Origin of the sequence: Enterobacter sp. DC4, assembly GCF_000568095.1 — a bacterium.
In the GTDB taxonomy this organism is placed as follows: Bacteria; Pseudomonadota; Gammaproteobacteria; order Enterobacterales; family Enterobacteriaceae; genus Enterobacter; species Enterobacter pseudoroggenkampii.
Window position 1 is genome coordinate 75,339 of the sequence record NZ_AZUB01000004.1, and the last position, 22,053, is coordinate 97,391.

At 55.1% G+C, this 22,053-nt stretch carries 20 protein-coding genes; 10 read left to right on the plus strand and 10 right to left on the minus strand.

All coding sequences use genetic code 11. The annotated features are described in order from the left end of the window. The first annotated feature begins 211 nt into the window (after nt 1-211). Nucleotides 212-2,005, plus strand: coding sequence for a YadA C-terminal domain-containing protein (locus tag P349_RS25995; RefSeq protein ID WP_081758207.1), 1,794 nt, complete (start codon nt 212-214; stop codon nt 2,003-2,005). A gap of 308 nt (nt 2,006-2,313) precedes the next feature. After that, nucleotides 2,314-2,775: a hypothetical protein gene (locus P349_RS26820; RefSeq protein WP_071995305.1), complete on the plus strand. Its 462-nt coding sequence runs from the start codon at nt 2,314-2,316 to the stop codon at nt 2,773-2,775. 249 nt (nt 2,776-3,024) lie between these two features. Here the strand turns inward: P349_RS26820 and P349_RS11650 are convergent, their stop codons facing one another. Continuing rightward, on the minus strand, nt 3,025-4,458 hold the full coding sequence (locus tag P349_RS11650; RefSeq protein ID WP_032646526.1) for a glycoside hydrolase family 32 protein: 1,434 nt from the start codon (nt 4,456-4,458) through the stop codon (nt 3,025-3,027). A gap of 15 nt (nt 4,459-4,473) precedes the next feature. Further along, nucleotides 4,474-5,715, minus strand: coding sequence for an MFS transporter (locus tag P349_RS11645; RefSeq protein ID WP_032646527.1), 1,242 nt, complete (start codon nt 5,713-5,715; stop codon nt 4,474-4,476). Between the two features lie 239 nt (nt 5,716-5,954). On the opposite strand from P349_RS11645, the gene P349_RS11640 reads away from it, so the two are divergent. The 3 genes from P349_RS11640 to P349_RS11630 all read left to right on the plus strand — a co-directional run bounded on the left by P349_RS11640 (nt 5,955) and on the right by P349_RS11630 (nt 10,157). Then, nucleotides 5,955-6,962 (plus strand): LacI family DNA-binding transcriptional regulator, encoded by a 1,008-nt coding sequence (locus tag P349_RS11640; protein ID WP_032646529.1) that lies wholly within the window; start codon nt 5,955-5,957, stop codon nt 6,960-6,962. Nucleotides 6,963-7,295: 333 nt separating this feature from the next. Continuing rightward, nucleotides 7,296-8,672, plus strand: coding sequence for a diaminobutyrate--2-oxoglutarate transaminase (locus P349_RS11635; protein WP_014884533.1), 1,377 nt, complete (start codon nt 7,296-7,298; stop codon nt 8,670-8,672). An 18-nt stretch (nt 8,673-8,690) separates the two neighbouring features. After that, entirely contained in the window at nt 8,691-10,157 is a 1,467-nt protein-coding gene (locus tag P349_RS11630) for a pyridoxal phosphate-dependent decarboxylase family protein (protein ID WP_024908138.1), read from the plus strand. Nucleotides 10,158-10,193: 36 nt separating this feature from the next. On the opposite strand, the gene P349_RS11625 is transcribed toward P349_RS11630, so the two are convergent. Beyond that, complete coding sequence (locus tag P349_RS11625; protein WP_032646530.1) at nt 10,194-10,709, minus strand: protein disulfide oxidoreductase; 516 nt, start codon at nt 10,707-10,709, stop codon at nt 10,194-10,196. A 250-nt stretch (nt 10,710-10,959) separates the two neighbouring features. On the opposite strand from P349_RS11625, the gene P349_RS11620 reads away from it, so the two are divergent. Both P349_RS11620 and P349_RS11615 read left to right on the plus strand, forming a co-directional pair. After that, nucleotides 10,960-11,283, plus strand: a complete 324-nt coding sequence (locus P349_RS11620) for an RcnB family protein (protein ID WP_032646531.1) — start codon at nt 10,960-10,962, stop codon at nt 11,281-11,283. Further along, nucleotides 11,234-11,713 carry a GNAT family N-acetyltransferase gene (locus P349_RS11615; protein ID WP_032646533.1) on the plus strand — a complete coding sequence of 160 codons (480 nt, stop codon included), beginning with the start codon at nt 11,234-11,236 and terminating at the stop codon, nt 11,711-11,713. Before P349_RS11620 ends, P349_RS11615 begins: the two co-directional genes overlap by 50 nt. A gap of 95 nt (nt 11,714-11,808) precedes the next feature. Here the strand turns inward: P349_RS11615 and apbC are convergent, their stop codons facing one another. Next, nucleotides 11,809-12,918 carry an iron-sulfur cluster carrier protein ApbC gene (gene apbC, locus P349_RS11610; RefSeq protein WP_032646534.1) on the minus strand — a complete coding sequence of 370 codons (1,110 nt, stop codon included), beginning with the start codon at nt 12,916-12,918 and terminating at the stop codon, nt 11,809-11,811. Between the two features lie 137 nt (nt 12,919-13,055). Here apbC and metG point away from each other — a divergent pair, with 137 nt between their 5' ends. Further along, on the plus strand, nt 13,056-15,089 hold the full coding sequence (gene metG / locus P349_RS11605; RefSeq protein ID WP_032646535.1) for a methionine--tRNA ligase: 2,034 nt from the start codon (nt 13,056-13,058) through the stop codon (nt 15,087-15,089). Nucleotides 15,090-15,195: 106 nt separating this feature from the next. Here the strand turns inward: metG and P349_RS11600 are convergent, their stop codons facing one another. From P349_RS11600 to P349_RS11590, 3 genes are read right to left on the minus strand one after another with little or no spacing between them, the layout of a single operon-like run. Further along, nucleotides 15,196-15,666 (minus strand): DUF1456 family protein, encoded by a 471-nt coding sequence (locus P349_RS11600; RefSeq protein ID WP_023617627.1) that lies wholly within the window; start codon nt 15,664-15,666, stop codon nt 15,196-15,198. Nucleotides 15,667-15,712: 46 nt separating this feature from the next. Beyond that, entirely contained in the window at nt 15,713-16,432 is a 720-nt protein-coding gene (btsR, locus tag P349_RS11595; protein WP_024908144.1) for a two-component system response regulator BtsR, read from the minus strand. Further along, nucleotides 16,426-18,111, minus strand: a complete 1,686-nt coding sequence (locus tag P349_RS11590; protein ID WP_024908145.1) for a sensor histidine kinase — start codon at nt 18,109-18,111, stop codon at nt 16,426-16,428. Before P349_RS11590 ends, btsR begins: the two co-directional genes overlap by 7 nt. Before the next feature lie 217 nt (nt 18,112-18,328). On the opposite strand from P349_RS11590, the gene mlrA reads away from it, so the two are divergent. Continuing rightward, the gene (gene mlrA, locus P349_RS11585) at nt 18,329-19,069 is read left to right on the plus strand and encodes an HTH-type transcriptional regulator MlrA (RefSeq protein ID WP_024908146.1); all 741 of its coding nucleotides are present in this window, start codon (nt 18,329-18,331) and stop codon (nt 19,067-19,069) included. A gap of 69 nt (nt 19,070-19,138) precedes the next feature. Beyond that, a complete protein-coding gene (locus tag P349_RS26005; RefSeq protein WP_008500895.1) occupies nt 19,139-19,252 on the plus strand; it encodes a protein YohO in 114 nt (37 codons plus the stop codon). On the opposite strand, the gene P349_RS11580 is transcribed toward P349_RS26005, so the two are convergent. Genes P349_RS11580 through P349_RS11570 form a run of 3 tightly spaced genes read right to left on the minus strand, consistent with a single transcriptional unit; the run spans nt 19,227 to nt 22,048 of the window. Continuing rightward, nucleotides 19,227-19,964 (minus strand): ABC transporter permease, encoded by a 738-nt coding sequence (locus P349_RS11580; protein ID WP_032646537.1) that lies wholly within the window; start codon nt 19,962-19,964, stop codon nt 19,227-19,229. The two genes, P349_RS26005 and P349_RS11580, sit on opposite strands and share 26 nt — an antisense overlap. Next, complete coding sequence (locus tag P349_RS11575; protein ID WP_032646538.1) at nt 19,948-20,898, minus strand: ABC transporter ATP-binding protein; 951 nt, start codon at nt 20,896-20,898, stop codon at nt 19,948-19,950. The genes P349_RS11580 and P349_RS11575 overlap by 17 nt, the downstream gene beginning before the upstream one ends. Then, complete coding sequence (locus tag P349_RS11570; RefSeq protein ID WP_032646540.1) at nt 20,891-22,048, minus strand: ABC transporter permease; 1,158 nt, start codon at nt 22,046-22,048, stop codon at nt 20,891-20,893. Before P349_RS11570 ends, P349_RS11575 begins: the two co-directional genes overlap by 8 nt. Between the last annotated feature and the right edge of the window lie 5 nt (nt 22,049-22,053).

Here is a 22,053-nt window from a genome sequence, read left to right on the forward strand (position 1 = left end):
CAGACCTGTTTAGCGATAAATGCTATCCATGATCTAGATCAATAATCAAAATTACACATTCATAGATAGTTACTGCACGTTGCGAAATAAGTTATCAAACTTAAATTTTGAGACTCACCAAGGTTTAATCCAGATATAACAGGAGGTTATATCTTCCTGCCCGGATAGCACCCTTACTTTAATTTTTTCTTGCATTGATGAGAGCTTTCAAATGAAGTCTTTAAATAAATCAGCTATCGCTGTTTTTATGTTTAGTGTTGTGTCTACTGGTGTAGCTGAAGCTTCTTTAACTGGTGCTGATCTTGCTGCTGCCAACTCTTACTTTAATTCACATCCAGACATTGTAAAATATGCCCCGTGGATTCGTGACAATGTAATAGCAAGCAACACATTGAATGATGCTAATAACACACTCGTAAGCAATAGCTATTATGATCAGGCGCAAGGTAAATTAATCTATGTAACACAGATTGGAGGGCTCACTCCACCTGTATCTATGAGCACGTTAACCCCTTCCACACCTGCACAAGTAAATTTAGCTGCTAATATACCCGTAGTAGTTTCTGGTAACACTGCTGTAACTAATACTAAAACAACTTTAAATGAGCCTGGTTTGATTGCAGCACCAGCTAACACTACAAATGCTAACAGTATTATAACTACTCCAACTAAGCAGTCTTTGATTGTTGAACCACCAAAGCCAGTAATTAAAACTCCTCCTTTGGTTCAGAAGGTTCCTGTAGCTACGCCTGTTGCTATTCCTATAGTTAAACAACAAATTCCTACGCCTATTAATCAGGGTGTACCTTCTCCATTACCACATAGCATACCTAACAAAGTACCTCCTTTGTTGACCAATAGCACCCCTAATAAAATTCCTGTCCCTATGGCTTACAACGTTCCGACGAAAGCCCCTGTACCGTTAGCTAATAACATCCCCGTTAAAGAGCCTACGCCATTACCATATAACGTACCACCCAAAATGTTGGTAAATAACACTCCTACTCCTTTGGTAGCCCCTCAAGCTATTTTACCAGTACAGAAAACTCCGGTTATTCCACCACAGCCACAGGCTTACAACGTTCCGGTTAAACAACCAACAATTCAACCTTATAATGTGCCACCTAAAATAAGTCTCCCTATTCAGCAGATTCCTAACAAACAACCTATACCAGTTGCACAGCCTTACAATGTTCCGAGCAAAATCCCAACAGTACAAACTAACTTAATGTACACTCCAACTATACCGCCAAAAGCTATTATTCAGGCTCCTGTGCAACAGATAATTAGCCGTAATGATCCTATCGGGGTTCAGGGCGGGGTTCAGAAATTAACAATCACTGTAGTAGATAGCCAAACTCCGGTAGCTACAACAATTCCTGCTACAAATACGGCTATCACATCTTTAACCTCTGCGATTAATGCAAACGCTAAAGCTGATGCAAACACAAACGCACTTACTACTAAAGTAGATTCAAATACATTCAAAGCCGATCAGGATGGACAAGATCAAGCCCTGCAAGATGCTTCTGACAAAGCGACTCAGGCAATCAATACGAGCGCTTATGCGCAATCTTTAGCTGTTGATGCACAAACAGTAGCCGCTGCTAATAAAGCTGCTGTCGCTAACGTTCAGTCGCGTCAACAAGCAAAAGAAACCACTATTCAGAATCACAGCGCACAACTGAAGAACCATGAAGAACGTATTACAGCGTTAGAAAATGAAAGTAATAACAACTTCCAGAACCTTAAGGATGATGTAGATAACAACCGTAAACGTGCTGCTGTTGGTGTTGCTTCTGTGGCCGCTATGAGCAACATCCCGCAGGTAACAGACTCTCAGACTTTCGCTATCGGTGCTGGTGCTGGCGGTTATGACTCTCAAGGTGCTGTTGCTATAGGAATCTCTGCTCGTGTTACCGATCACATCGTAACTAAAGCTTCTGTTGGTGCGGGTTCCTTCGGCGGCGCTACTTACGGGGCTGGTGTAGCTTTCGGTTTCTAAATAAAGTTTTTAACCCACGCCTCTTCGTTAGAGGCTTTTATTAAGAGTTTTAAATAACAAGCCAGTTAACCAACGATATCACTACAAACTCACCCTATGACTTATGGCTAACTGGCTTAATTTGATTATTCTGATGATAGCGAACATGACAAAATATATTTTATTCTCCACTATAGTGGCATTAGCATTAGTGGCCACAGGTTTCTTTATGGGGCTAATGTATGTTGAATGGGTGAGATTATGAAAGAAGCTATTCTTATAGATACACGCTTAACGATTCTCTTTATTTAAATAACGGTGTAGGACATATGAACAAGTTGATGATAGTAGCTTTGTCTGTTTCTGCGTTAGCGGGTTGTACTTCACAGGCTCAACGCCTGGCAGATTGTGAAGCTCAAGGTATTAGCCGTGATGCTTGTTACATTGCAGAACAAAACAGGCAGGCAACGATAAACGCTTCAGCTGAAAAGCAAGCAATGGAAAATGCGCAAGCGCTCTATCCAGTACAGAAAGCACAATCTGCGCATGGTTTACCTAAAGGCTGTACACAAGTGATGGATGCTGCGGGGCAATGCAATACAAAAGCACCTAAAGTGAATAACATCACTAAGGAAGCTGATCATGTAATGAATAAGCCTATCTCTGATAGTGCTGAATATCTTCTTGCTAATGGCTGGAAGCCTAATAATGGGGTATGGAAGAAACAAGGCTATACGCTTTTGCTGACTGTTGAAAATGGAAAAGTCGTTAATTCGCAGCTTAAAAAATAATATCCCCCTGACTTAAAAGGGACTAAATAGCAAAGTATATTAGATTCGTGATTGTCAGTCTTTAGTGTATTGCTAAAGCCGCCCTTAACAGATGGGCGTTTTTTTCAATTATTCTTGAGGATTATATGATGATTGATGCAAATGAAGCAGTAAAAGAAGGGTTCGCTAAAATAAATCAGGCGACTGCGGTCGCCTTTTTTATTTGCCGGTCTCACTCCATGCAAAGGGTCAGAAATGTCATAAGCCCTTTTATTCTAATTGCCACGCCCCGCCATGAATAAGCGACGCTCCCCCCGCCCAGGCAAACAACGCCAGCTCGCGGCCGTCTGCTTCAGGATAAATACGGCTGCTGAGGCACGCTTCTCCCTCATTGACAAACACCTCCACAGACGAGCTATCAAAGAACAGGCGCAGGTTCAGCATGTCATTCAGGTTAAGCGCGACGCTTCGGGTACCGCACAAGCCATACTGCGGATAGTGACGCTCCAGCACCAGGCGCTGCATCTGGACATCAACATAGATGCGTAGCCCGTCGCCGAGACGAATGCCGTATTGCTCCGCGCTGCTGTTCGCGCAATCCCATTGCAGAGTGACCTCCATCGCATCGCAGTGTTCCACCAGCGTCATCTGCTGGTTATTAAGCGTAGTTATCGGCCAGGGGAACCACGCCCCGCGCAGGGTTTCAACTTCTCTGGCCGGCCGCATTTGCAGATGATTATCCGCACTCAGCGTCAGCTCGCGAGGTAAGGAGAGCATGCCTGCCCAGCCATCCTCCTGTTCCGGCAGAGGTGATTCCCACATGTCCAGCCAGCCGATAACAATGCGGCGGCCGTCGGGCGTCAGGAAGCTTTGCGGCGCATAGAAATCATGCCCGTAATCCATCTCTACAAATTCACCTTCACGCACAAAGGGCTGGCCGGGCTGCCATTCACCTACCAGATACCCGCTCTGGAAAAGATTACGGTTTTTGAATCCGTCCGCCGCCAGCCCCTGAGGAGAGAACATCAGCACGCGTTTACCATTAAGGGTGAAAAAGTCCGGACATTCCCACATGTAGCCCATCTCTTTTTCAGCCACCGCGAGCACGCCCCTGTCCTGCCACTCGCGCAGATCGGCAGACCGGTACGCACGCACCTGGCCCGTATCCCCCTCTCGCGCGCCAACGACCATGTACCACCACTCCCCTTCACGCCATACTTTCGGATCGCGGAAGTGATGCAGTCCAGGCGGCGTGTCAATGACGGTCCCGTGCCGCACAAAGTGGATGCCGTCACGGCTGGTTGCCAGGCACTGAACCTGGTAGAGATTAGCCTCATCGCCGGGATCGCCGTGGAATTTGTGGCCAGTGTAGATCAACGCCAGCGTGTCGCCATCCACCACCGCTGAGCCAGAAAAACAGCCGTCCTTGTCGTCTGGTCCTTCCGGTGCCAGCGCAACCGGGAGGTGTTCCCAGTGAACTAAATCTTTGCTGCGCGCATGGCCCCAGTGCATCGGCCCCCACTGGGTCGAATACGGATGATGTTGATAAAAGGCGTGATACCAGCCGTCAAACCAGACCAGGCCATTCGGATCGTTCATCCAGCCGGCACGCGCGGCGAGGTGGTAACGCGGATACCAGCGCAGGTTAAGCGCTTCGCGTCCGGACTGCAGTTCCTGTTCTGCTTTCGTAATGGAATACGTCATTTCTCTACTCTTTGATCAGATGGTGGAAGGTTGCGGCATTAACGGGTCAGAAGAGGACTTACCCGTGCGCAACAGGAAGATGGAGATAAACGTGGTGCTGAAAACTAACAACCCCATGATGAGATAGGACTGGGCAAAGCCGTATTTCTCATAGCTGTAGCCGGCCAGCGGCGACAGCACCGAGGCAATCACCGAGCTTGTACAGGCAAAGCCCACCAGATAGAGGGTGGAAGAGAGCCGCTTATCAAAATGCAGGCTGTTGTATTTAAAGATGGAGACCAGCAAAACGGGCAGTTCAACCGCGTGCAATAGCTTGGTAATGGAGATCAATACCGGCCCCTCAACCAGACCCGATGCCATCATACGCATCGCCATCACCATTCCGGCGAAAATCAGGCCGTTTTTCGCACCGAGGCGATTCACCAGCCACGGGGCGCAAAACATGCCCGCCGCCTCCAGGAAAACCTGGAAGGAGTTGAGATAGCCATACATGGCGTTTCCTTCCTGCAGCGTCGGAAACTGTGAGGAGAAATAGACAGGGAACTGCTGGTCGTAAACGCCATAAATACAGGTGCCGATGACGAAAAACACCAGCGCCCAGAAGCGCGGCAGCGTCAGCAGGCGCAAGGCATCCTCCAGCGTGACCTTACCGCCGGACACCGCTTCCTGCATGGCGTGCGGGGCGGAAGAGACCCTGAGGCGCGCCAGCAACACAAAAAACACCAGCCCGGCGCAGCTCGCCACCGCGAAGTTCAGCTTCGGATTAATGTTAAACAGGAGCCCCGCAAAAAAGGTTGCCGCCGCCCAGCCCAGCGATCCCCACATCCTCGCCTTGCCGAACTCGAACTGGCTCTGGCGGGCCACGCGCTCGGTGTAGGACTCCAGAACCCCTATTCCGCCGTTAAACGTCAGCCCGATATAAACCCCGCCGAAAATACTGCCGAGTAATACGTTAATTTGCAGCAGATAACCAAACAGCAGGAAGGCTGGACCGGAAAGAATGAGCAGGCTGGTCAGAAACCAGAGCAGGTTTTTGCGCAGACCGAGCTTGTCCTGAATGAATCCATAGCAGATTTGAGCAAAAAGCGCGGAGACGGAAAGCACGGCATAGATAATGCCGGTATCCCCCGCTTTTAGGCCCACCTCCTGATGAAGCCAGATGGAGAGTAACGAGCCGGAAGATGACCAGGTGACAAAAAAGAAAAACAGTAATGCGCTCAGTAAAGGGTAGCTGTGAGAGCGATGCGTTTTCATCATGACATTCTCATGTTGGAGTAATGACACAATGGTAACGTTAACATAATTTCTTTCTCATGCTGTTTGGTGAAGATTTAAGATGTTAATCACGAAAGTTAACGTTAACATTAAGAGAATGAGATCGCGATCAAATATTCATCACGGAGGTTAAGCCTGACCTGGCATGTGCATCAGCCTTCCTTTTACATCAGCAACTTAGTTGTATACCCTTTCACACAGTGCATTAACGGAGTAAGAAAATGGCTTCCCTGAAGGACGTCGCAAAGCTGGCTAACGTATCGCTGATGACGGTTTCCCGCGCGCTGAACAGCCCGGAACGCCTTAAGCCGGAAACGCTGGCGCGCGTTCAGCTGGCTATCGAGCAGACCAGCTACGTGCCAGACCTGTCCGCCAAGAAAATTCGCGGCGCGCATGCCTCGCCGAAAACCATAGGCGTACTGGCGCTCGATACGGTGACGACGCCTTTCTCGGTGGAAATCACGCTGTCGATTGAAGAGACGGCCAGAATGCACGGCTGGAACAGCTTCGTGATGAATATGTTTACCGATGACAACCCGGACGCCATTGTCGACCTTCTCCTCTCTCATCGGCCTGACGGGATTATCTACACCACCATGGGGTTACGTCAGGTTCCTCTCCCGGCCAAACTCCTCACCCTTCCCTGCGTGCTGGCCAACTGCGAAAGTGACGGCGAAAAGGTCGCCAGCTATATTCCCGATGATGAACAGGGGCAATATACCGCCGTGCGGGCGTTACTCGCGGAGGGTTATCGACGCCCTCTCTGCCTGCATTTGCCTGAGGGGCATCTGGCCACAACCCGACGTCGTCAGGGGCTGGAACGTGCATGCCGTGAAGCGGGACTCGACCCGCACAGCCTGGCGCACAGCTATATGGCGCTCGGCGATGAGCACTATCGTGACATTCCGTCAGTATTGCTGGCGCACATGCAGAATGGCATTCCCCGGTTCGACTCCGTTATCTGCGGCAACGACCGTATCGCGTTTATGGTGTACCAGACGCTGCTGGCGCAAGGGCTTCGCATACCGGAAGATGTCGCGGTAATCGGCTATGACAATATGGTGGGTATTGGGGAGCTGTTCCTGCCTCCTCTCACGACGGTTCAACTGCCGCACTATGAAATTGGTCGCCTGAGCGCCATGCATATTATTAACGGTGAAGAGCATCACAACACCACGCGCGTTGAAAGTCCTTTTTTGATGCGTGATTCCGTTGTGCATGCATCATGAGCACCGCTTTTTGCACATGACGCCGAAATAGAAACAGCCAGCCTCCTTTTTTGCCATTCAATGGCACGTTTTGTCACACTCTTTTCTGCGACTTTACACGCCGGACAAACAGCCTGTAACAGGCTGTTTTTATTTGGCATAAAATGCAATTTTCATTTTAAAAATGGGGATATTTTCTCCCCACAGCCCCGTGTCACAAAACAGTAAACAAATTAACCATTGAGCCCCGTGGCAAAAGGCTCTATATTGGCGGCGTTTTTTTCAGGCCCCCATCTGTTTTTTAACTTTTTATTCAATCGTGGCTCATAACGAAGCGGCGGTTGTAGGAGTGATATGATGACGGATAAAGTCCGTATTGACACCGTAGATGCCCACAAAAGCAACGAAACCTATCTGGCCCGTCAGGCCGAGTTTGAATCTAACGTCAGGAGTTATCCGCGCAAACTGCCTTTAGCCATCACTAAAGCAGAAGGCGTGTGGATCACCGATGCAGATAATAAAGAATACCTTGACTGTTTAGCAGGCGCAGGGACCCTTGCGCTTGGCCATAACCATCCTGATGTGCTGAAAAGCATCCAAAATGTCATTACCAGCGGCTTGCCGTTACATACTCTGGATCTGACGACGCCTCTGAAAGACGCGTTTTCTGAATACCTGCTCTCTCTGCTGCCTGGTCAGGGCAAAGAGTACTGCCTGCAGTTCACCGGTCCATCCGGTGCTGACGCCGTTGAAGCGGCGCTGAAGCTGGCGAAAAAAGTGACCGGTCGTAGCGGTATCATCAGCTTCTCTGGTGGTTACCACGGTATGACCCACGGCGCGCTGTCCGTGACCGGCAACCTGTCTCCGAAAGAAGCGGTTGACGGTATGATGCCAGAAGTCCAGTTCATGCCTTACCCGCACGAATACCGTTGCCCGCTGGGTATCGGTGGTGAAGCGGGCGTGAAAGCGCTGACGTACTACTTCGATAACCTGATCAACGACGTTGAAAGCGGCGTGCGTAAGCCTGCTGCGGTGATCCTGGAAGCGGTTCAGGGCGAAGGCGGCGTGAACCCGGCTCCGGCTGAGTGGCTGCAGCGCATCCGTAAAGTGACTCAGGAACACGGCATTCTGCTGATCCTCGACGAAGTGCAGGCTGGCTTTGCCCGTACCGGTAAATTCTTCGCCTTCGAACACGCTGGCATTGAGCCAGACATCATCGTGATGTCTAAAGCCGTCGGTGGCGGTCTGCCGCTGGCCGTGCTCGGTATCAAAAAGCAGTTCGATGCATGGGCACCAGGTCACCACACCGGTACCTTCCGCGGCAACCAGCTGGCGATGGCAACCGGTCTGACGACGCTGAAAATCCTGAAAGACCAGAACATCGCAGGCAAAGTGGCTGCACAGGGCGAATGGCTGAAAGGCCAGTTGAAAGAGATGGCGAAGCGCTACCCGGTGATTGGTCACGTTCGCGGTCTGGGCATGATGATCGGTATTGAGATCGTTAAGCCACACGAAGCGGCTGACCACATGGGCTGCTTCCCTGGCGACGGCGAGCTGTCTGCACTGATTCAGAAGAAGTGCTTCGAAGCCGGTCTGATTCTGGAGCGCGGTGGCCGTAACGGTATCGTTCTGCGTCTGCTGCCGTCTCTGCTGATCAGCGACGAAGAGCTGAAAATCTTCCTGGATAAATTTGAGCAGGCACTGCTTGCTGCGGGCGTTCGCCCGGCGTAACCGGAGTTGTTGATTACGATGTCTGATTCAAACCCAATTTTGTTCTCCTCTGCTCAGAGCATTGAAGCTTACCAGCAGGCGATTGAACAAAGCACTCAGGCTGTGATGCAGTGGCTGAAACAGCCTGAGATGTACCAGGGCAAAACGGTCGCGGAACTGCGCGACCGTATTAAGCTGGATTTCAACCCGAAAGGGCTGGGCAACGAAGCGGCGATTGAACGCGCCGTGGAGTTTTTCCTGAAAGACAGCCTGTCCGTTCATCACCCGCAGTGTGTGGCGCACCTGCACTGCCCAAGCCTGGTCGTAAGCCAGGCGGCGGAAGTGCTGATCAACGCCACTAACCAGAGTATGGACTCCTGGGATCAAAGCCCGTCCGCAACCATCATTGAGATCAAACTGATCGAGTGGCTGCGTACCCGCGTGGGTTATCAGGCCGGCGACGCAGGTGTTTTCACCAGCGGCGGGACTCAGAGCAACCTGATGGGCCTGATGCTGGCGCGCGATGCGTTCTTCGCGCGTCAGGGTCATTCCGTTCAGCAGGACGGTCTGGTTGGCGATCTGCGCAAAATTCGCGTGCTGTGCTCCGAAAACGCGCACTTCTCCGTGCAGAAAAACATGGCGCTGATGGGCCTGGGCTACCAGTCCGTGGTGCAGGTGAAAACGGACGAATTCTCCCGCATGGATCTGACCGATCTGGCGGCGAAAATCGAACAGTGCAATGCGAACGGCGAGCAGATTCTGGCCATCGTCGCGACGGCAGGTACCACCGATGCCGGTGCTATCGACCCGCTGCGTGCGATTGCTGAGCTGGCCGCGAAGCAGAACATCTGGGTACACGTTGATGCGGCCTGGGGCGGCGCGCTGCTGATGTCTGAGCAGTATCGTCACTACCTGGACGGCATCGAGCTGGTGGATTCCGTCACTCTGGACTTCCACAAGCAGTTCTTCCAGACCATCAGCTGCGGCGCGTTCCTGCTGAAAGAAGCGCGCCACTATGAGCTGATGCGCTATCAGGCGGCTTACCTGAACTCTGAGTTCGACGAAGAGGCCGGCGTGCCTAACCTGGTTTCCAAATCTCTGCAGACCACCCGTCGTTTTGACGCGCTGAAGCTGTGGATGAGCCTGGAAGCGCTGGGTCAGGAGCAATACGCGGCGATCATCGATCACGGCGTGACCCTGGCACAGCAGGTTGCGGCCTACGTGAAAGCGCAGCCTGCGCTGGAGCTGGTTATGCAGCCGCAGCTGGCAAGCGTTCTGTTCCGCTTCCGCGGACAGGTGCAGACGGATGAAGCGGGCATCGCCCTGCTGAACCAGAAAATTGGTGACGCGCTGCTGGAATCCGGCCGGGCAAACGTCGGTGTGACCGAGCATAACGGCGTGACCTGCCTGAAGCTGACGCTGCTGAACCCAACCGTGACGCTGGAAGATATTAAAATCCTGCTGTCTCTGGTTGAGCGCACCGCGCAGGAAGTTCTGGCTAAGTAATACAACACCCCTCTTCCGCCGGGAGAGGGGTTATTTTTATACGCCTGCCCACCACATCCTTAATTTTAATCCCCAGTAGCTCGTCCAGCCCGTCGTGGTACTGACCACGTTCCCCTTCGACACAACCACCAGCGTTGGCGTGACGCTCACCTGCCACTGCTGCGACAAAGCACCGTTTGCATCGTTAATCACCGGCATTTTCAGCTGTTTCTTATCAACCCAGCGCTCAAGCTTTGCGTTGTCACCAGAACGCATGGCGATACTCACCACGTTCCCGCCCTCTTCTGCCAGTTGATTAACCGCAGGCGTCGTGTAGCGGCAAATGCTGCACCAGGTCGCCCAGACGTAGATCAGCAGCGGGCGTTCCTGACTGAGCGCCGCGATATCGTGAACGTTGCCGTCGATGCTCTGCATCGGCGTTGCACTAAAACTGGCGGGGAGCGTCGGTTTTCGGTACTGATCAACACCCCATACCACGGCCAGCGTCAGCAGAACGAGTATGATCCCTTCCCGCGCCCAGCGGCGCAGTCGACTGATTTTGCGGTTATCCATTGTGACCTCATGTTTTAACGAAGGTCATCTTAACGGGCAATACGCCATCACGCTGTAAAGAAGTGTCGGGTCTGTAAGCTGGTAAAAATCGCGTCATCGATGAGGTATACCAAAAGGAAAACGATTATCAGGTAGGTTCATTTTTGTTACATTTTTTTTCGAACAAGCCATAGTCTGATATTTAAAATAGGCAGGTTGCCGTATTGTTGGCAGGCAAAATCAAACTTAAAACCGTTCAACTGGAGAAAAAATGGCTAAGTGTAAATGGCTGCTTCTCGGGGTCGTGATGTCTCTGGCAAGCGCGGCGAATGCAGCACCACAAGCGGCATCCGGCATCAAGGCCTATGAAGAACAAGAGTTCATCGCTGACTTCACGAAATTCAAGATTGGCGACACGGCGCCGGCGCAGTATCAAACGCCGGAGTACACCATCAAACAGTACCAGCTGCGTAACCTGCCGGCTCCGGATGCCGGAACCCACTGGACCTACATGGGCGAGAACTACGTGCTGATTGGCGATACGGATGGCAAAATCTACAAAGCCTATAACGGAGATATTTTCTATCACCGCTAATACCATCCTGATCCGCCCCTGGCAGGAAAGCGATCGCCCTTTCCTGCGCACGCTCTTCCTCCACGCCCGGCGTGAGGCCTGGCCATGGCTGGACAGTTCAGACTGGCAGCTTGAAGACTTTGACGCGGCCACCCGTGACGAAGTGATTTGGGTTGCCACGCAGAACGGCCATCGCCTGGGTTTTGCCTCCGTCTGGACGAACGATAATTTCCTGCACAACCTATTTGTCGACCCGCAGTATCAAAGCCATGGGGTCGGGCGTATGCTCCTGGAACAGGTTCAGAAGACGTTTACCAGTACGGGTTCGCTTAAGTGTCTGGTGAAGAATGCGCGGGCTGTCGCGTTTTACCAGCGGCACGGCTGGCACATTGAGGCGACGGGGGATTCTCCGGAGGGAGAGTATTATTTGATGCACTATCGCTTGGGTTAAAGTCGGGTGGCGGCTTCGCCTTACCCGACCTACGTGATGGTGCCACTTTTAGGCCGGGTAAGCAAAGCGCCACCCGGCAATTCTACGCTCAGGCGTTACACCGCGCGGAACGCGATTTCCCCTGGGATGACTTCGCCCTGCCAGTAGAGCTGCGCCGCAACGCGTCCCGCCAGCTGGCGATACATTTCTGCAAATTCGCTGTCCGGACGGCTGACCACCGTCGGCTTGCCGCTATCCAGATCTTCGCGCAGGGTAATGTGCAGCGGCATCTGTCCCAGCAGTTGGGTGTGATACTTCGCGGCCAGTTTTTCTGCGCCACCCGTGCCGAAGATAGGTTCGTGGTGGCCGCAGTTGCTGCAGATGTGCATGCTCATGTTCTCAACGATACCGAGCACCGGCACTTCCACTTTCTCGAACATCACGATGCCTTTTTTGGCGTCGATCAGCGCAATATCCTGCGGCGTGGTCACCACAACGGCTCCCGTCACCGGAATGTTCTGCGCCAGCGTCAGCTGAATGTCACCGGTGCCCGGCGGCATGTCCAGCACCAGATAATCCAGATCCGGCCACATCGTCTCCTGCAGCATCTGCAGCAGCGCTTTGCTGGCCATCGGGCCGCGCCAGACCATGGCGTTATCGTCAGTCACCAGGTAACCGATGGAGTTGGTCGCCAGACCGTGCGCCATGATTGGCGCCATATGGGTGCCGTCCGGCGAGGTTGGTCGCTGGTTTTCCGCGCCCAGCATGTTCGGAATAGACGGACCGTAGATGTCGGCATCCAGAATACCGACCTTTGCCCCTTCCGCTGCCAGCGCGAGCGCCAGGTTAACGGCGGTAGAGGATTTCCCCACCCCGCCCTTGCCCGAGCTGACGGCAATGATGTTTTTCACGCCGTTCACGCCAGGCTGGTTTTTCACGCGCTTCAGCGTGGCGATGCTGTGGCTCAGCTTCCAGTCGATCGCCTTCGCGCCGGTCATGCGCAGCAGCTCAGAGCTGGTCTGCTCTTTCAGCGCGTCAAAGGCGCTGGTCCAGACGAACGGCATCTGCAGCTCAATGTGCAGCGTGTCGTCCAGCCAGGCAACGTGGTGTAACGCTTTCAGCGTAGTGAGATTATGCTTCAGGGTTGGATGCTGAAAGTTAGCCAGCGTCCCGGCGACCATTGCTCGTAAGGCTTCCGGTGATTTGGCCTGGGATTGAGAAATCATCCCGACTCCTTTGTTCTTGTGAATAAGACCTTAGATGAACAAGTTTACCTGAAAGGCCGTGGTTTGTGCTTACTTAATAATGCCCCTTTTGGTAATATCAAAAACCCTTTTCACAGTTAAAAGAAGTAATGCCTACTATGACTCAAGTCGCGAAGAAAATTCTGGTAACGTGCGCACTGCCGTACGCCAACGGCTCAATCCACCTCGGCCACATGCTGGAGCATATCCAGGCTGATGTCTGGGTCCGTTACCAGCGAATGCGCGGCCACGAGGTTAATTTCATCTGTGCGGACGATGCCCACGGCACGCCGATCATGCTGAAAGCGCAGCAGCTGGGGATTTCCCCGGAGCAGATGATTGCCGAAATGAGTCAGGAGCATCAGACTGATTTTGCTGGCTTTGACATCAGCTATGACAACTATCACTCCACGCACAGCGACGAAAACCGCGAGCTGTCGGAGCTGATCTACACCCGTCTGAAAGAGAACGGTTTTATTAAAAACCGCACCATCTCTCAGCTGTACGATCCGGAAAAAGGCATGTTCCTGCCGGACCGTTTCGTCAAAGGCACCTGTCCGAAATGTAAATCCCCGGACCAGTACGGCGATAACTGCGAAGTGTGCGGCGCGACCTACAGCCCGACCGAACTTATCGAACCGAAATCCGTGGTATCCGGTGCCACGCCGGTGATGCGTGACTCCGAGCACTTCTTCTTCGACCTGCCGTCCTTCAGCGAAATGCTGCAGGCGTGGACCCGCAGCGGCGCGCTGCAGGAGCAGGTGGCGAATAAAATGCAGGAGTGGTTCGAATCCGGCCTGCAGCAGTGGGATATCTCCCGCGATGCACCGTACTTCGGCTTTGAAATCCCGAACGCGCCGGGCAAATACTTCTACGTCTGGCTGGACGCGCCAATCGGCTACATGGGCTCCTTCAAGAACCTGTGCGACAAGCGTGGCGACACCGTCAGCTTCGACGAATACTGGAAGAAAGATTCCACTGCCGAGCTGTACCACTTCATCGGTAAAGACATCGTTTACTTCCACAGCCTGTTCTGGCCGGCGATGCTGGAAGGCAGCAACTTCCGCAAGCCAACCAACCTGTTCGTACACGGCTACGTAACGGTGAACGGCGCGAAGATGTCCAAGTCCCGCGGGACGTTCATCAAGGCCAGCACCTGGCTGAACCACTTCGACGCGGACAGCCTGCGCTACTACTACACCGCGAAGCTCTCTTCCCGCATCGACGATATCGACCTGAACCTGGAAGATTTCGTGCAGCGCGTGAACGCGGACATCGTCAACAAGGTCGTCAACCTGGCGTCCCGTAACGCGGGCTTTATCGCGAAGCGTTTTGACGGCGTGCTTTCTGCCGAACTGGCCGATCCTGAGCTGTATAAAACCTTCACCGATGCCGCCGCTGCGGTTGGTGAAGCCTGGGAAAGCCGTGAATTCGGTAAAGCGATTCGTGAAATCATGGCGCTGGCCGATGTTGCCAACCGCTATGTGGACGAGCAGGCCCCGTGGGTTGTTGCGAAACAGGAAGGCCGTGACGCCGACCTGCAGGCGATCTGCACCATGGGTCTGAACATGTTCCGCGTGCTGATGACCTGGCTGAAGCCGGTTCTGCCACAGCTGGCAGCCCGTGCTGAAGCGTTCCTGAACACCGAACTGACCTGGGATGCAATCCAGCAACCGCTGCTCGGCCACAAGGTGAACACCTTCAAGGCGCTGTACAACCGCATCGAGATGAAGCAGGTTGAAGCCCTGGTGGAAGCGTCTAAAGAAGAAGTGAAGGCTGCTGCGGCACCGGTCACCGGCCCGCTGGCGGACGATCCGATTCAGGAAACCATTACCTTCGATGATTTCGCCAAAGTCGACCTGCGCGTGGCGCTGATTGAAAACGCGGAGTTCGTGGACGGCTCTGACAAGCTGCTGCGCCTGACGCTGGATCTCGGCGGCGAGAAGCGCAACGTCTTCTCCGGCATCCGTTCTGCCTATCCGGACCCGCAGGTGCTGGTCGGTCGTCAGACCGTGATGGTGGCGAACCTGGCGCCGCGCAAAATGCGCTTCGGCATCTCTGAGGGGATGGTGATGGCCGCGGGCCCCGGCGGGAAAGATATCTTCCTGTTAAGCCCAGACGAAGGCGCGAAGCCGGGTCAGCAGGTGAAATAACAAAAAAGCCGGAGATAATCTCCGGCTTTTTTTTGCCGGGTGGCGGCTTCGCCTTACCCGGCCTACAAAACCCGTAGGCCCTGCAAGCGCAGCGCCGCTGGGCAAATCACACTTTCGGGTGATGCACCCGGTGGGTCAGCCCGCGCAGGAAATTACGCAGAAACTGGTCGCCGCACTCGCGGTAGTTTTTATGATCCGGCGCGCGCATCATGGCGGTGACTTCCGGCACGGATACGCGGAATTTTTGCTCAGTCATGATCGCCACGATATCGTCCGTTTTCAGCGAGAAGGCGATGCGCAACTTTTTCAGCACCGTGTTGTTGTTCACCCGACGCTCCAGCGCCAGCTCTGGCGCGGCCGGATCTTTGCCACGCTTATCGTAAATCAGGCCGTTCAGGAAACCCGACAGAATGATGTCAGGGCAGCGGACAAATCCCTCTTCGTCTTCTTTGGTCATCCACGTGTCAAAACTCGCAGACGTGGATTCCATGTCGGACAGCGCAAGAATGCGCACCATGTCGTTATTGTTCGCTTTCAGGGTGTAGCGCAGGCTACGAAGAATATCGTTACTTAGCATAGAGCCTTCGAATGTCGATGATGCAATGGCGCGCAGTGTACCAGCTTTACAGCCCAATCGCCTCTTTCAAACTCTTCAGGTAGCGACGGCTGACGGGTACCGTTTGTCCGGCACGCAGCACCAGCTCGGCCTGGCCGTTATCTTCCAGGCGGATCTCCTTCAGGTGCGCCATGTTCACCAGATACTGGCGATGGCAGCGGATAAGCGGCGTGCGGCTCTCCAGCGTGCGCAGGGTCAGCTCGGTAAACCCTTCGTTCCCTTCCGCGCTGGTGACAAACACCCCGCTCAGGCGGCTACTGACAAAGGCCACATCATCCATCTGCAGAAGATAGATCCGGCTGTGCCCGGTGCAGGGGATAAACTTCAGCGGCTGCTGGTTTTCCGGCAGCAGCGTGACGTCCTGTACGGTGCGCTCCTGACGTAAACGGGTGAGCGTTTTTTCAAGACGCTTCTCTTCAATCGGCTTGAGCAGATAGTCAAACGCGTGCTCCTCAAAGGCCTTAACGGCATATTCATCAAACGCCGTCAGAAACACGATGTAGGGACGATGTTCCGGGTCGAGCATGCCGACCATCTCCAGCCCGCTGATGCGGGGCATCTGAATATCGAGGAACAGCACGTCCGGGCGTAGTTTGTGCACCGCGCCGATGGCCTCAATGGCGTTCGCGCACTCCCCCACAATCTCAATATCCGGCTGCTCCTGCAGCAGAACGCGCAGGTTTTCGCGTGCCAGCGGCTCGTCATCCACAATCAGCACTCTTAACATGCGTTTTCCTCCAGCGGCAGTCGTACGGTAATACGGGTAAATCGGTCTGGCTCACAGGCGACGGTAATGCCACAGTCGTCGCCAAAATGGGCGCGCAGGCGTTTATCCACCAGGCTCATCCCCAGACCGCCAGAGGCGGAAGGCTGGTAAAGCCCGGCATTGTCTTCAATATCCAGCACCAGATGGTGATTAAAACGGCTGGCGGCAATGGTTATCTCCCCCGTTCCCAGTAGCTGCGACGTGCCGTGCTTAATGGCGTTTTCCACAATCGGCTGCAGGGTAAAGGCCGGAAGATGCTGATACGCCAGCTCATCCGGCACGGAGAGCGACACCTGCAGGCGCGACTGGAAACGCGCCTGCTCAATCTGCAGATAGGCATTCACGTGCTCAATCTCATCGGCGAGGGTGACGATCTCAGACGGTCGCTTCAGGTTTTTGCGGAAAAAGGTCGACAGAAACTGCACCAGCTGCGCGGCCTGATCGCTGTCGCGGCGGATCACCGCTTTGAGCGTGTTGAGGGCGTTGAACAGGAAATGCGGATTGACCTGGGCATGCAGCAGCTTAATTTCGGACTGCGTCAGCAGCGCTTTCTGCCGTTCATACTGCCCGGCCAGAATTTGCGCGGACAGCAGCTGGGCGATCCCCTCCCCCAGCGTGCGGTTGATGGAGCTGAACAGACGGTTTTTCGCCTCATACAGCTTGATGGTGCCCATCACCCGCTGATTCTCGCCGCGCAGCGGAATCACCAGCGTGGAGCCCAGCTTGCACTGCGGATGCAGCGAGCAGCGATAAGGCACCTCGTTACCGTCGGCGTACACCACCTCACCGGTTTCAATGGCGCGCAGCGTGTAGGCTGAGGAGATGGGTTTACCCGGCAGATGGTGATCGTCCCCTGTGCCGGTAAAGGCCAGCAGCCGCTCGCGGTCGGTGATAGCCACCGCGCCGATATCCAGCTCCTTGTAGAGCACCTGGGCGACCTTCATGCTGTTCTCTTCGTTAAAGCCCTGGCGCAGGATCCCTTCGGTCGAGGCGGCGACCTTCAGCGCCGTGGCGGAAAAGGCCGAGGTGTATTTCTCAAACATGGCGCGCTTGTCGAGCAGAATGCGCATAAACAGCGCCGCGCCCACAGTATTGGTCACCATCATCGGAGCGGCAATGCTGCTGACCAGGTGCAGCGCATCCTCAAACGGACGGGCAATGAGCAGAATGATCGCCATCTGCGCCATTTCGGCTACAAAGGTAATGGCACCGGCGGTGAGCGGGCTAAAGACTTTATCCGGGCGGCCGCGTTTGATCATGTAGCTGTGCACGAGCCCGCCTAGCAGACCTTCCACGATCGTCGAGATCATGCAGCTGAGCGCCGTCATCCCGCCCATGGAATAGCGATGCAGCCCCCCGGTTAAACCGACAAGGCCACCGACGACGGGACCGCCCAGCAGCCCCCCCATCACCGCGCCGATCGCGCGCGTATTGGCAATAGAGTCTTCGATATGGAGACCAAAATAAGTCCCCATGATGCAGAAAATAGAGAAGGTGACGTAGCAGAGCAGCTTATGCGGCAGACGTACGGTGACCTGCATCAGCGGGATAAACAGGCGCGTTTTGCTCATCAGCCAGGCAATGACAAGAAACACGCACATCTGCTGAAGCAACAGCAGCACCAGATTAAACTCGTACATACTCAAAACCGCACACGCTAAAAACGCGTAACATACACTGATGCGGGTTTACTTTCTTTGAAGCATCCCATAAAAGCGCAAAATCGTGTCCGTTATCACACCTTTTTCTGAATATCGCGCATGCTTCGCATTGTTTGTTCAAAAAACAATCAATCTTTCCTGGTTCGCCAAAGTGAGTCTACAGTTAAGCTGGTGACGCGTAAGCCAGGGGGCGAATATGGCGCTTTACACAATAGGTGAAGTGGCACTCCTTTGTGATATCAATCCCGTTACCCTACGGGCGTGGCAGCGACGGTATGGATTACTCAAACCGCAGAGGACCGACGGTGGGCATCGCCTTTTCAATGAAGCCGATATCGACCGCATTCGCGAAATCAAAAGCTGGATCGACAACGGGGTGCAGGTCGGCAAGGTGAAGTCCCTGCTGAGCCACGACGACCCGGACACGCAGCACCTCTGGCGCGAACAGCAGGAAACCCTGCTGCGACTCCTGCAGGCGGGCAACCTTCAGCGCCTGCGCGCATGGATAAAAGAGCAAGGCCGCGATTACCCGGCACAGACGCTGATCAACCATCTTTTCATTCCGCTCCGTCGACGCCTGCAGTGTCAGCAGTCCACCCTGCAGGCGCTGCTCAGCATGCTCGACGGGGTGCTGATCAACTACATCGCCGTCTGCCTTGCCTCGGCGAAGAACAAAGCCGGAAAAGATGCGCTGGTGGTCGGCTGGAACGTGCACGATACCACCCGCCTGTGGCTGGAAGCGTGGATTGCCACCCAGAAGGGCTGGCGCGTGGATGTTCTGGCGCATTCGCTGGCGCAGCTTAAGCCTGAGTTTTTTGAGGGCCAGACCCTGCTGGTCTGGTGTGGTGAAGTGCCGTCCGCCACGCAGCAACAGCTGCTGACGGAATGGCGTGAGAATGGTTACCCGGTTTATTCCCTTGGTCCGGATGAGCCATAACGGCATTTAATGGTTCATTAACAGCTGCGCTTCACCGTATAATTGTTCCGTTAACAACAGGAGCACATGATGAAGGCAACCAAACTGGCCATTATTACCCTTTTTGTCCTGATGGCCGTAAGCGGTATCGGCGGCGTGATGCTGGCAGGATACTCGTTTATTGTTCGCGGCGGTGTCGGCTGAGGTAGCGCGCGAGCCGCTCAAAAAGGCGATCGACGACGATTGCCGCCAGCGCGACCAGCACCGCTCCCTGCACTATATAAGCCGTATTAAACCCGCTCAGGCCGATAATAATCGGCGTTCCCAGCGTATTGGCACCAACCGTAGACGCAATGGTCGCCGTCCCAATGTTAATGATGACCGACGTGCGGATCCCGGCAATGATAACCGGTGCCGCAAGCGGCAGTTCAACCTTGCGCAGCCGCTGGCCGCGACTCATCCCCATCCCTTCAGCCACGCTCAGCACCGACGCCGGTACCGCCGCGAAGCCCGCCAGCGTGCCCTGCAGAACCGGCAGTACGCCATATAAAATCAGCGCAATAATGGCAGGCTGCTGGCCAAAGCCCATCACCGGAACCGCTATCGCAAGCACCGCCACCGGCGGAAACGTCTGTCCAATGGCCGCTATCGTCTCTACCAGCGGACGAAACTCCTTGCCCGCAGGACGCGTGACCGCGATGCCTGCCCCTACCCCCAGCACAACCGCGATGGCGCTTGAGAGCGCCACCAGCCAGAGATGCGCCAGGGCGAGATTAATAAAGCTCTCCTGCTGATAGACCGGCCGCGGCAGCCCGGGAAAAAGGGCGTTAAACAGCGCCGCGCTGTGAGGCATCAGAAACAGCAAGGCGACAAAGAGCGCTACCAGCCAGTGGAGCGGATCACGCAGTGCCTTCACGCGTCACCTCCCCTGCCAGCAGATCGCGAAAATGTAAGGTTCCGCACGGCGTCCCGCGAGCGTCCGAGACGGGCAATACCTCGCACTGGCGCGCGACAAACGCGGAGAGGGCATCCCGCAGGCTCATCTGCGCCTGCAGCGGTTCGCCGCTTAGCGATGTCTCCTCCCGACGCATATAGTCGCTGACCGTCCGCAGGGAGAGCAGCCTCACGCCCAGCTCGCTGCGGCCAAAAAACTCGCGCACAAAGTCGTTCTTCGGCCAGGTTAACAGCTCAAGCGGCGAGCCCTGCTGCACCACTTCGCCATGATCCATCAGCACCAGATGGTCGGCCAGGCGCAGGGCTTCATCAATATCGTGCGTCACGAGAACGATCGTGCGTCCGAGAATGCGGTGAATACGAGTCATCTCCGCCTGCAGCGCCCCGCGCGTGACCGGATCCAGCGCGCCAAAGGGTTCATCCATCAGCAGTACCTGCGGATTGGCCGCCAGCGCGCGCGCCACGCCCACGCGCTGCTGCTGGCCGCCGGAAAGCTGGTGCGGATAGCGATCGCGCAGCGCGGGCTCGAGCCCCAGCAAAGACATCAGCTCATCCACCCGGTCAGCGATTTTTGCCCGCGACCATTTTTCCAGCTGCAGCACGGTGGCGATGTTCTGCGCCACCGTCCAGTGTGGAAACAGGCCGATAGACTGAATGGCATAGCCCATCCGACGGCGCAGCTCCAGCACCGGCAGGCTGCGGATCTCTTCTCCGGCAAAGCGGATCAGCCCGCTGTCGTGCTCCACCAGCCGGTTGATCATCTTCAGGGTGGTGGATTTTCCCGAGCCTGAGGTGCCAATCAGCACGGAAAACGCCCCCTCGGCAAAGTTCAGGTTCAGGTGGCTCGCCGCCGGGCGACCGGCAAACGTTTTACTGACATCATGGAATTCAATCATTGGCTCTTCTCCTGAGCAGCACGAGCCATAAGGCAAACAGCGCGTCGACGACAACCGCCAGCGCAATCGTCGGAACCACGCCCAATAACACCAGATCGAGCGCACTGCTTAGCAGCCCCTGGAACACCAGGGCGCCAAAGCCGCCCGCACCAATCAGCGCCGCAATCACCGCCATGCCGACGGTCTGTACCGTCACCACCCGCAGGCTGCGCAGCAGCAGGGGCAGCGCCAGCGGGAGCTGAATTTTCCAGAAACACTGCCGCGCGCTCATGCCCATCGCATGGGCGCTTTCCAGCACGTCAGGTGCGACCTGGCCCAGGCCCGCGACCACGCCGCGCACCAGCGGCAACAGCGCATACAGCACCAGCGCGATAAGGGCGGGCGTTAACCCCGTTCCGGCTATGCCGAGCGTTCCCAGCACCGGAAATGACTTCACCAGCCCGGCCAGCGGCGCAATCAGCAGGCCAAACAGCGCAACGGAAGGGATGGTCTGGATCACGTTGAGCACGGCAAAGACACCGCCCTGACGTGAAGGATGGCGGTAACACCACATGCCCAGGGGGATCCCGAGCAGCAGCGCCGGAAAGAGCGTCCCGAAGAGGATCGTCAGGTGTTGCGCCAGGGCATCATCAAACACCTCCTGACGGTTAGCGTACTCTTTTAACAGCGAGAGATTGTTCAGTTCCCCGCTGAACAGCAGGAACAAGGGAATGCACCATATCTGCGCGTTGAGCACCCAGCGCCAGACGGCGCTGGAGATGAGTCGACGAATGGCATCGCTGCTGACCAGCAGACAGAGCGCCAGCCACAGCCAGAGGCCGCTACCCACCGTGGTTCTCGCCAGCGGACTTTCTGCCGACGCCATGTGCGTCGCCGCCAGCCCGCCACTCCAGAACAGAATGATAAACAGCCCTTCAGCGAGGAGCAGCGTCAGCCACTGCGCCGTGCGCCCTTGCCAGAACGATAGCGCAACCCACGCGGCCAGCGCCGCCGCCAGCCACCCCGGCGTGAAAGACCAGACCTGCCAGAGCGCTTTGCCCTCTCCCGACATCAGACGGTTTGGGGCTACGTTGACAAACGGCAGCGCGACCGCCGCGATGGCCACGCAGGCCAGCAGCAGCAGGACGCGGTTATGACATTTTATTGGCACAGCCC

Bases quoted from the DNA above. Each gene is read 5' to 3' on its own strand.
- btsR (WP_024908144.1), bottom strand. From the start codon at position 16,432: ATGTTAAGAGTGCTGATTGTGGATGACGAGCCGCTGGCACGCGAAAAC.
- P349_RS26820 (WP_071995305.1), top strand. From the start codon at position 2,314: ATGAACAAGTTGATGATAGTAGCTTTGTCTGTTTCTGCGTTAGCGGGT.
- P349_RS11590 (WP_024908145.1), bottom strand. From the start codon at position 18,111: ATGTACGAGTTTAATCTGGTGCTGCTGTTGCTTCAGCAGATGTGCGTG.
- P349_RS25995 (WP_081758207.1), top strand. From the start codon at position 212: ATGAAGTCTTTAAATAAATCAGCTATCGCTGTTTTTATGTTTAGTGTT.
- mlrA (WP_024908146.1), top strand. From the start codon at position 18,329: ATGGCGCTTTACACAATAGGTGAAGTGGCACTCCTTTGTGATATCAAT.
- P349_RS11640 (WP_032646529.1), top strand. From the start codon at position 5,955: ATGGCTTCCCTGAAGGACGTCGCAAAGCTGGCTAACGTATCGCTGATG.
- P349_RS11650 (WP_032646526.1), bottom strand. From the start codon at position 4,458: ATGACGTATTCCATTACGAAAGCAGAACAGGAACTGCAGTCCGGACGC.
- P349_RS11625 (WP_032646530.1), bottom strand. From the start codon at position 10,709: ATGGATAACCGCAAAATCAGTCGACTGCGCCGCTGGGCGCGGGAAGGG.
- P349_RS11645 (WP_032646527.1), bottom strand. From the start codon at position 5,715: ATGATGAAAACGCATCGCTCTCACAGCTACCCTTTACTGAGCGCATTA.
- P349_RS11620 (WP_032646531.1), top strand. From the start codon at position 10,960: ATGGCTAAGTGTAAATGGCTGCTTCTCGGGGTCGTGATGTCTCTGGCA.
- P349_RS11600 (WP_023617627.1), bottom strand. From the start codon at position 15,666: ATGCTAAGTAACGATATTCTTCGTAGCCTGCGCTACACCCTGAAAGCG.
- apbC (WP_032646534.1), bottom strand. From the start codon at position 12,918: ATGATTTCTCAATCCCAGGCCAAATCACCGGAAGCCTTACGAGCAATG.
- P349_RS11615 (WP_032646533.1), top strand. From the start codon at position 11,234: ATGGCAAAATCTACAAAGCCTATAACGGAGATATTTTCTATCACCGCT.
- P349_RS26005 (WP_008500895.1), top strand. From the start codon at position 19,139: ATGAAGGCAACCAAACTGGCCATTATTACCCTTTTTGTCCTGATGGCC.
- P349_RS11575 (WP_032646538.1), bottom strand. From the start codon at position 20,898: ATGATTGAATTCCATGATGTCAGTAAAACGTTTGCCGGTCGCCCGGCG.
- P349_RS11635 (WP_014884533.1), top strand. From the start codon at position 7,296: ATGATGACGGATAAAGTCCGTATTGACACCGTAGATGCCCACAAAAGC.
- metG (WP_032646535.1), top strand. From the start codon at position 13,056: ATGACTCAAGTCGCGAAGAAAATTCTGGTAACGTGCGCACTGCCGTAC.
- P349_RS11630 (WP_024908138.1), top strand. From the start codon at position 8,691: ATGTCTGATTCAAACCCAATTTTGTTCTCCTCTGCTCAGAGCATTGAA.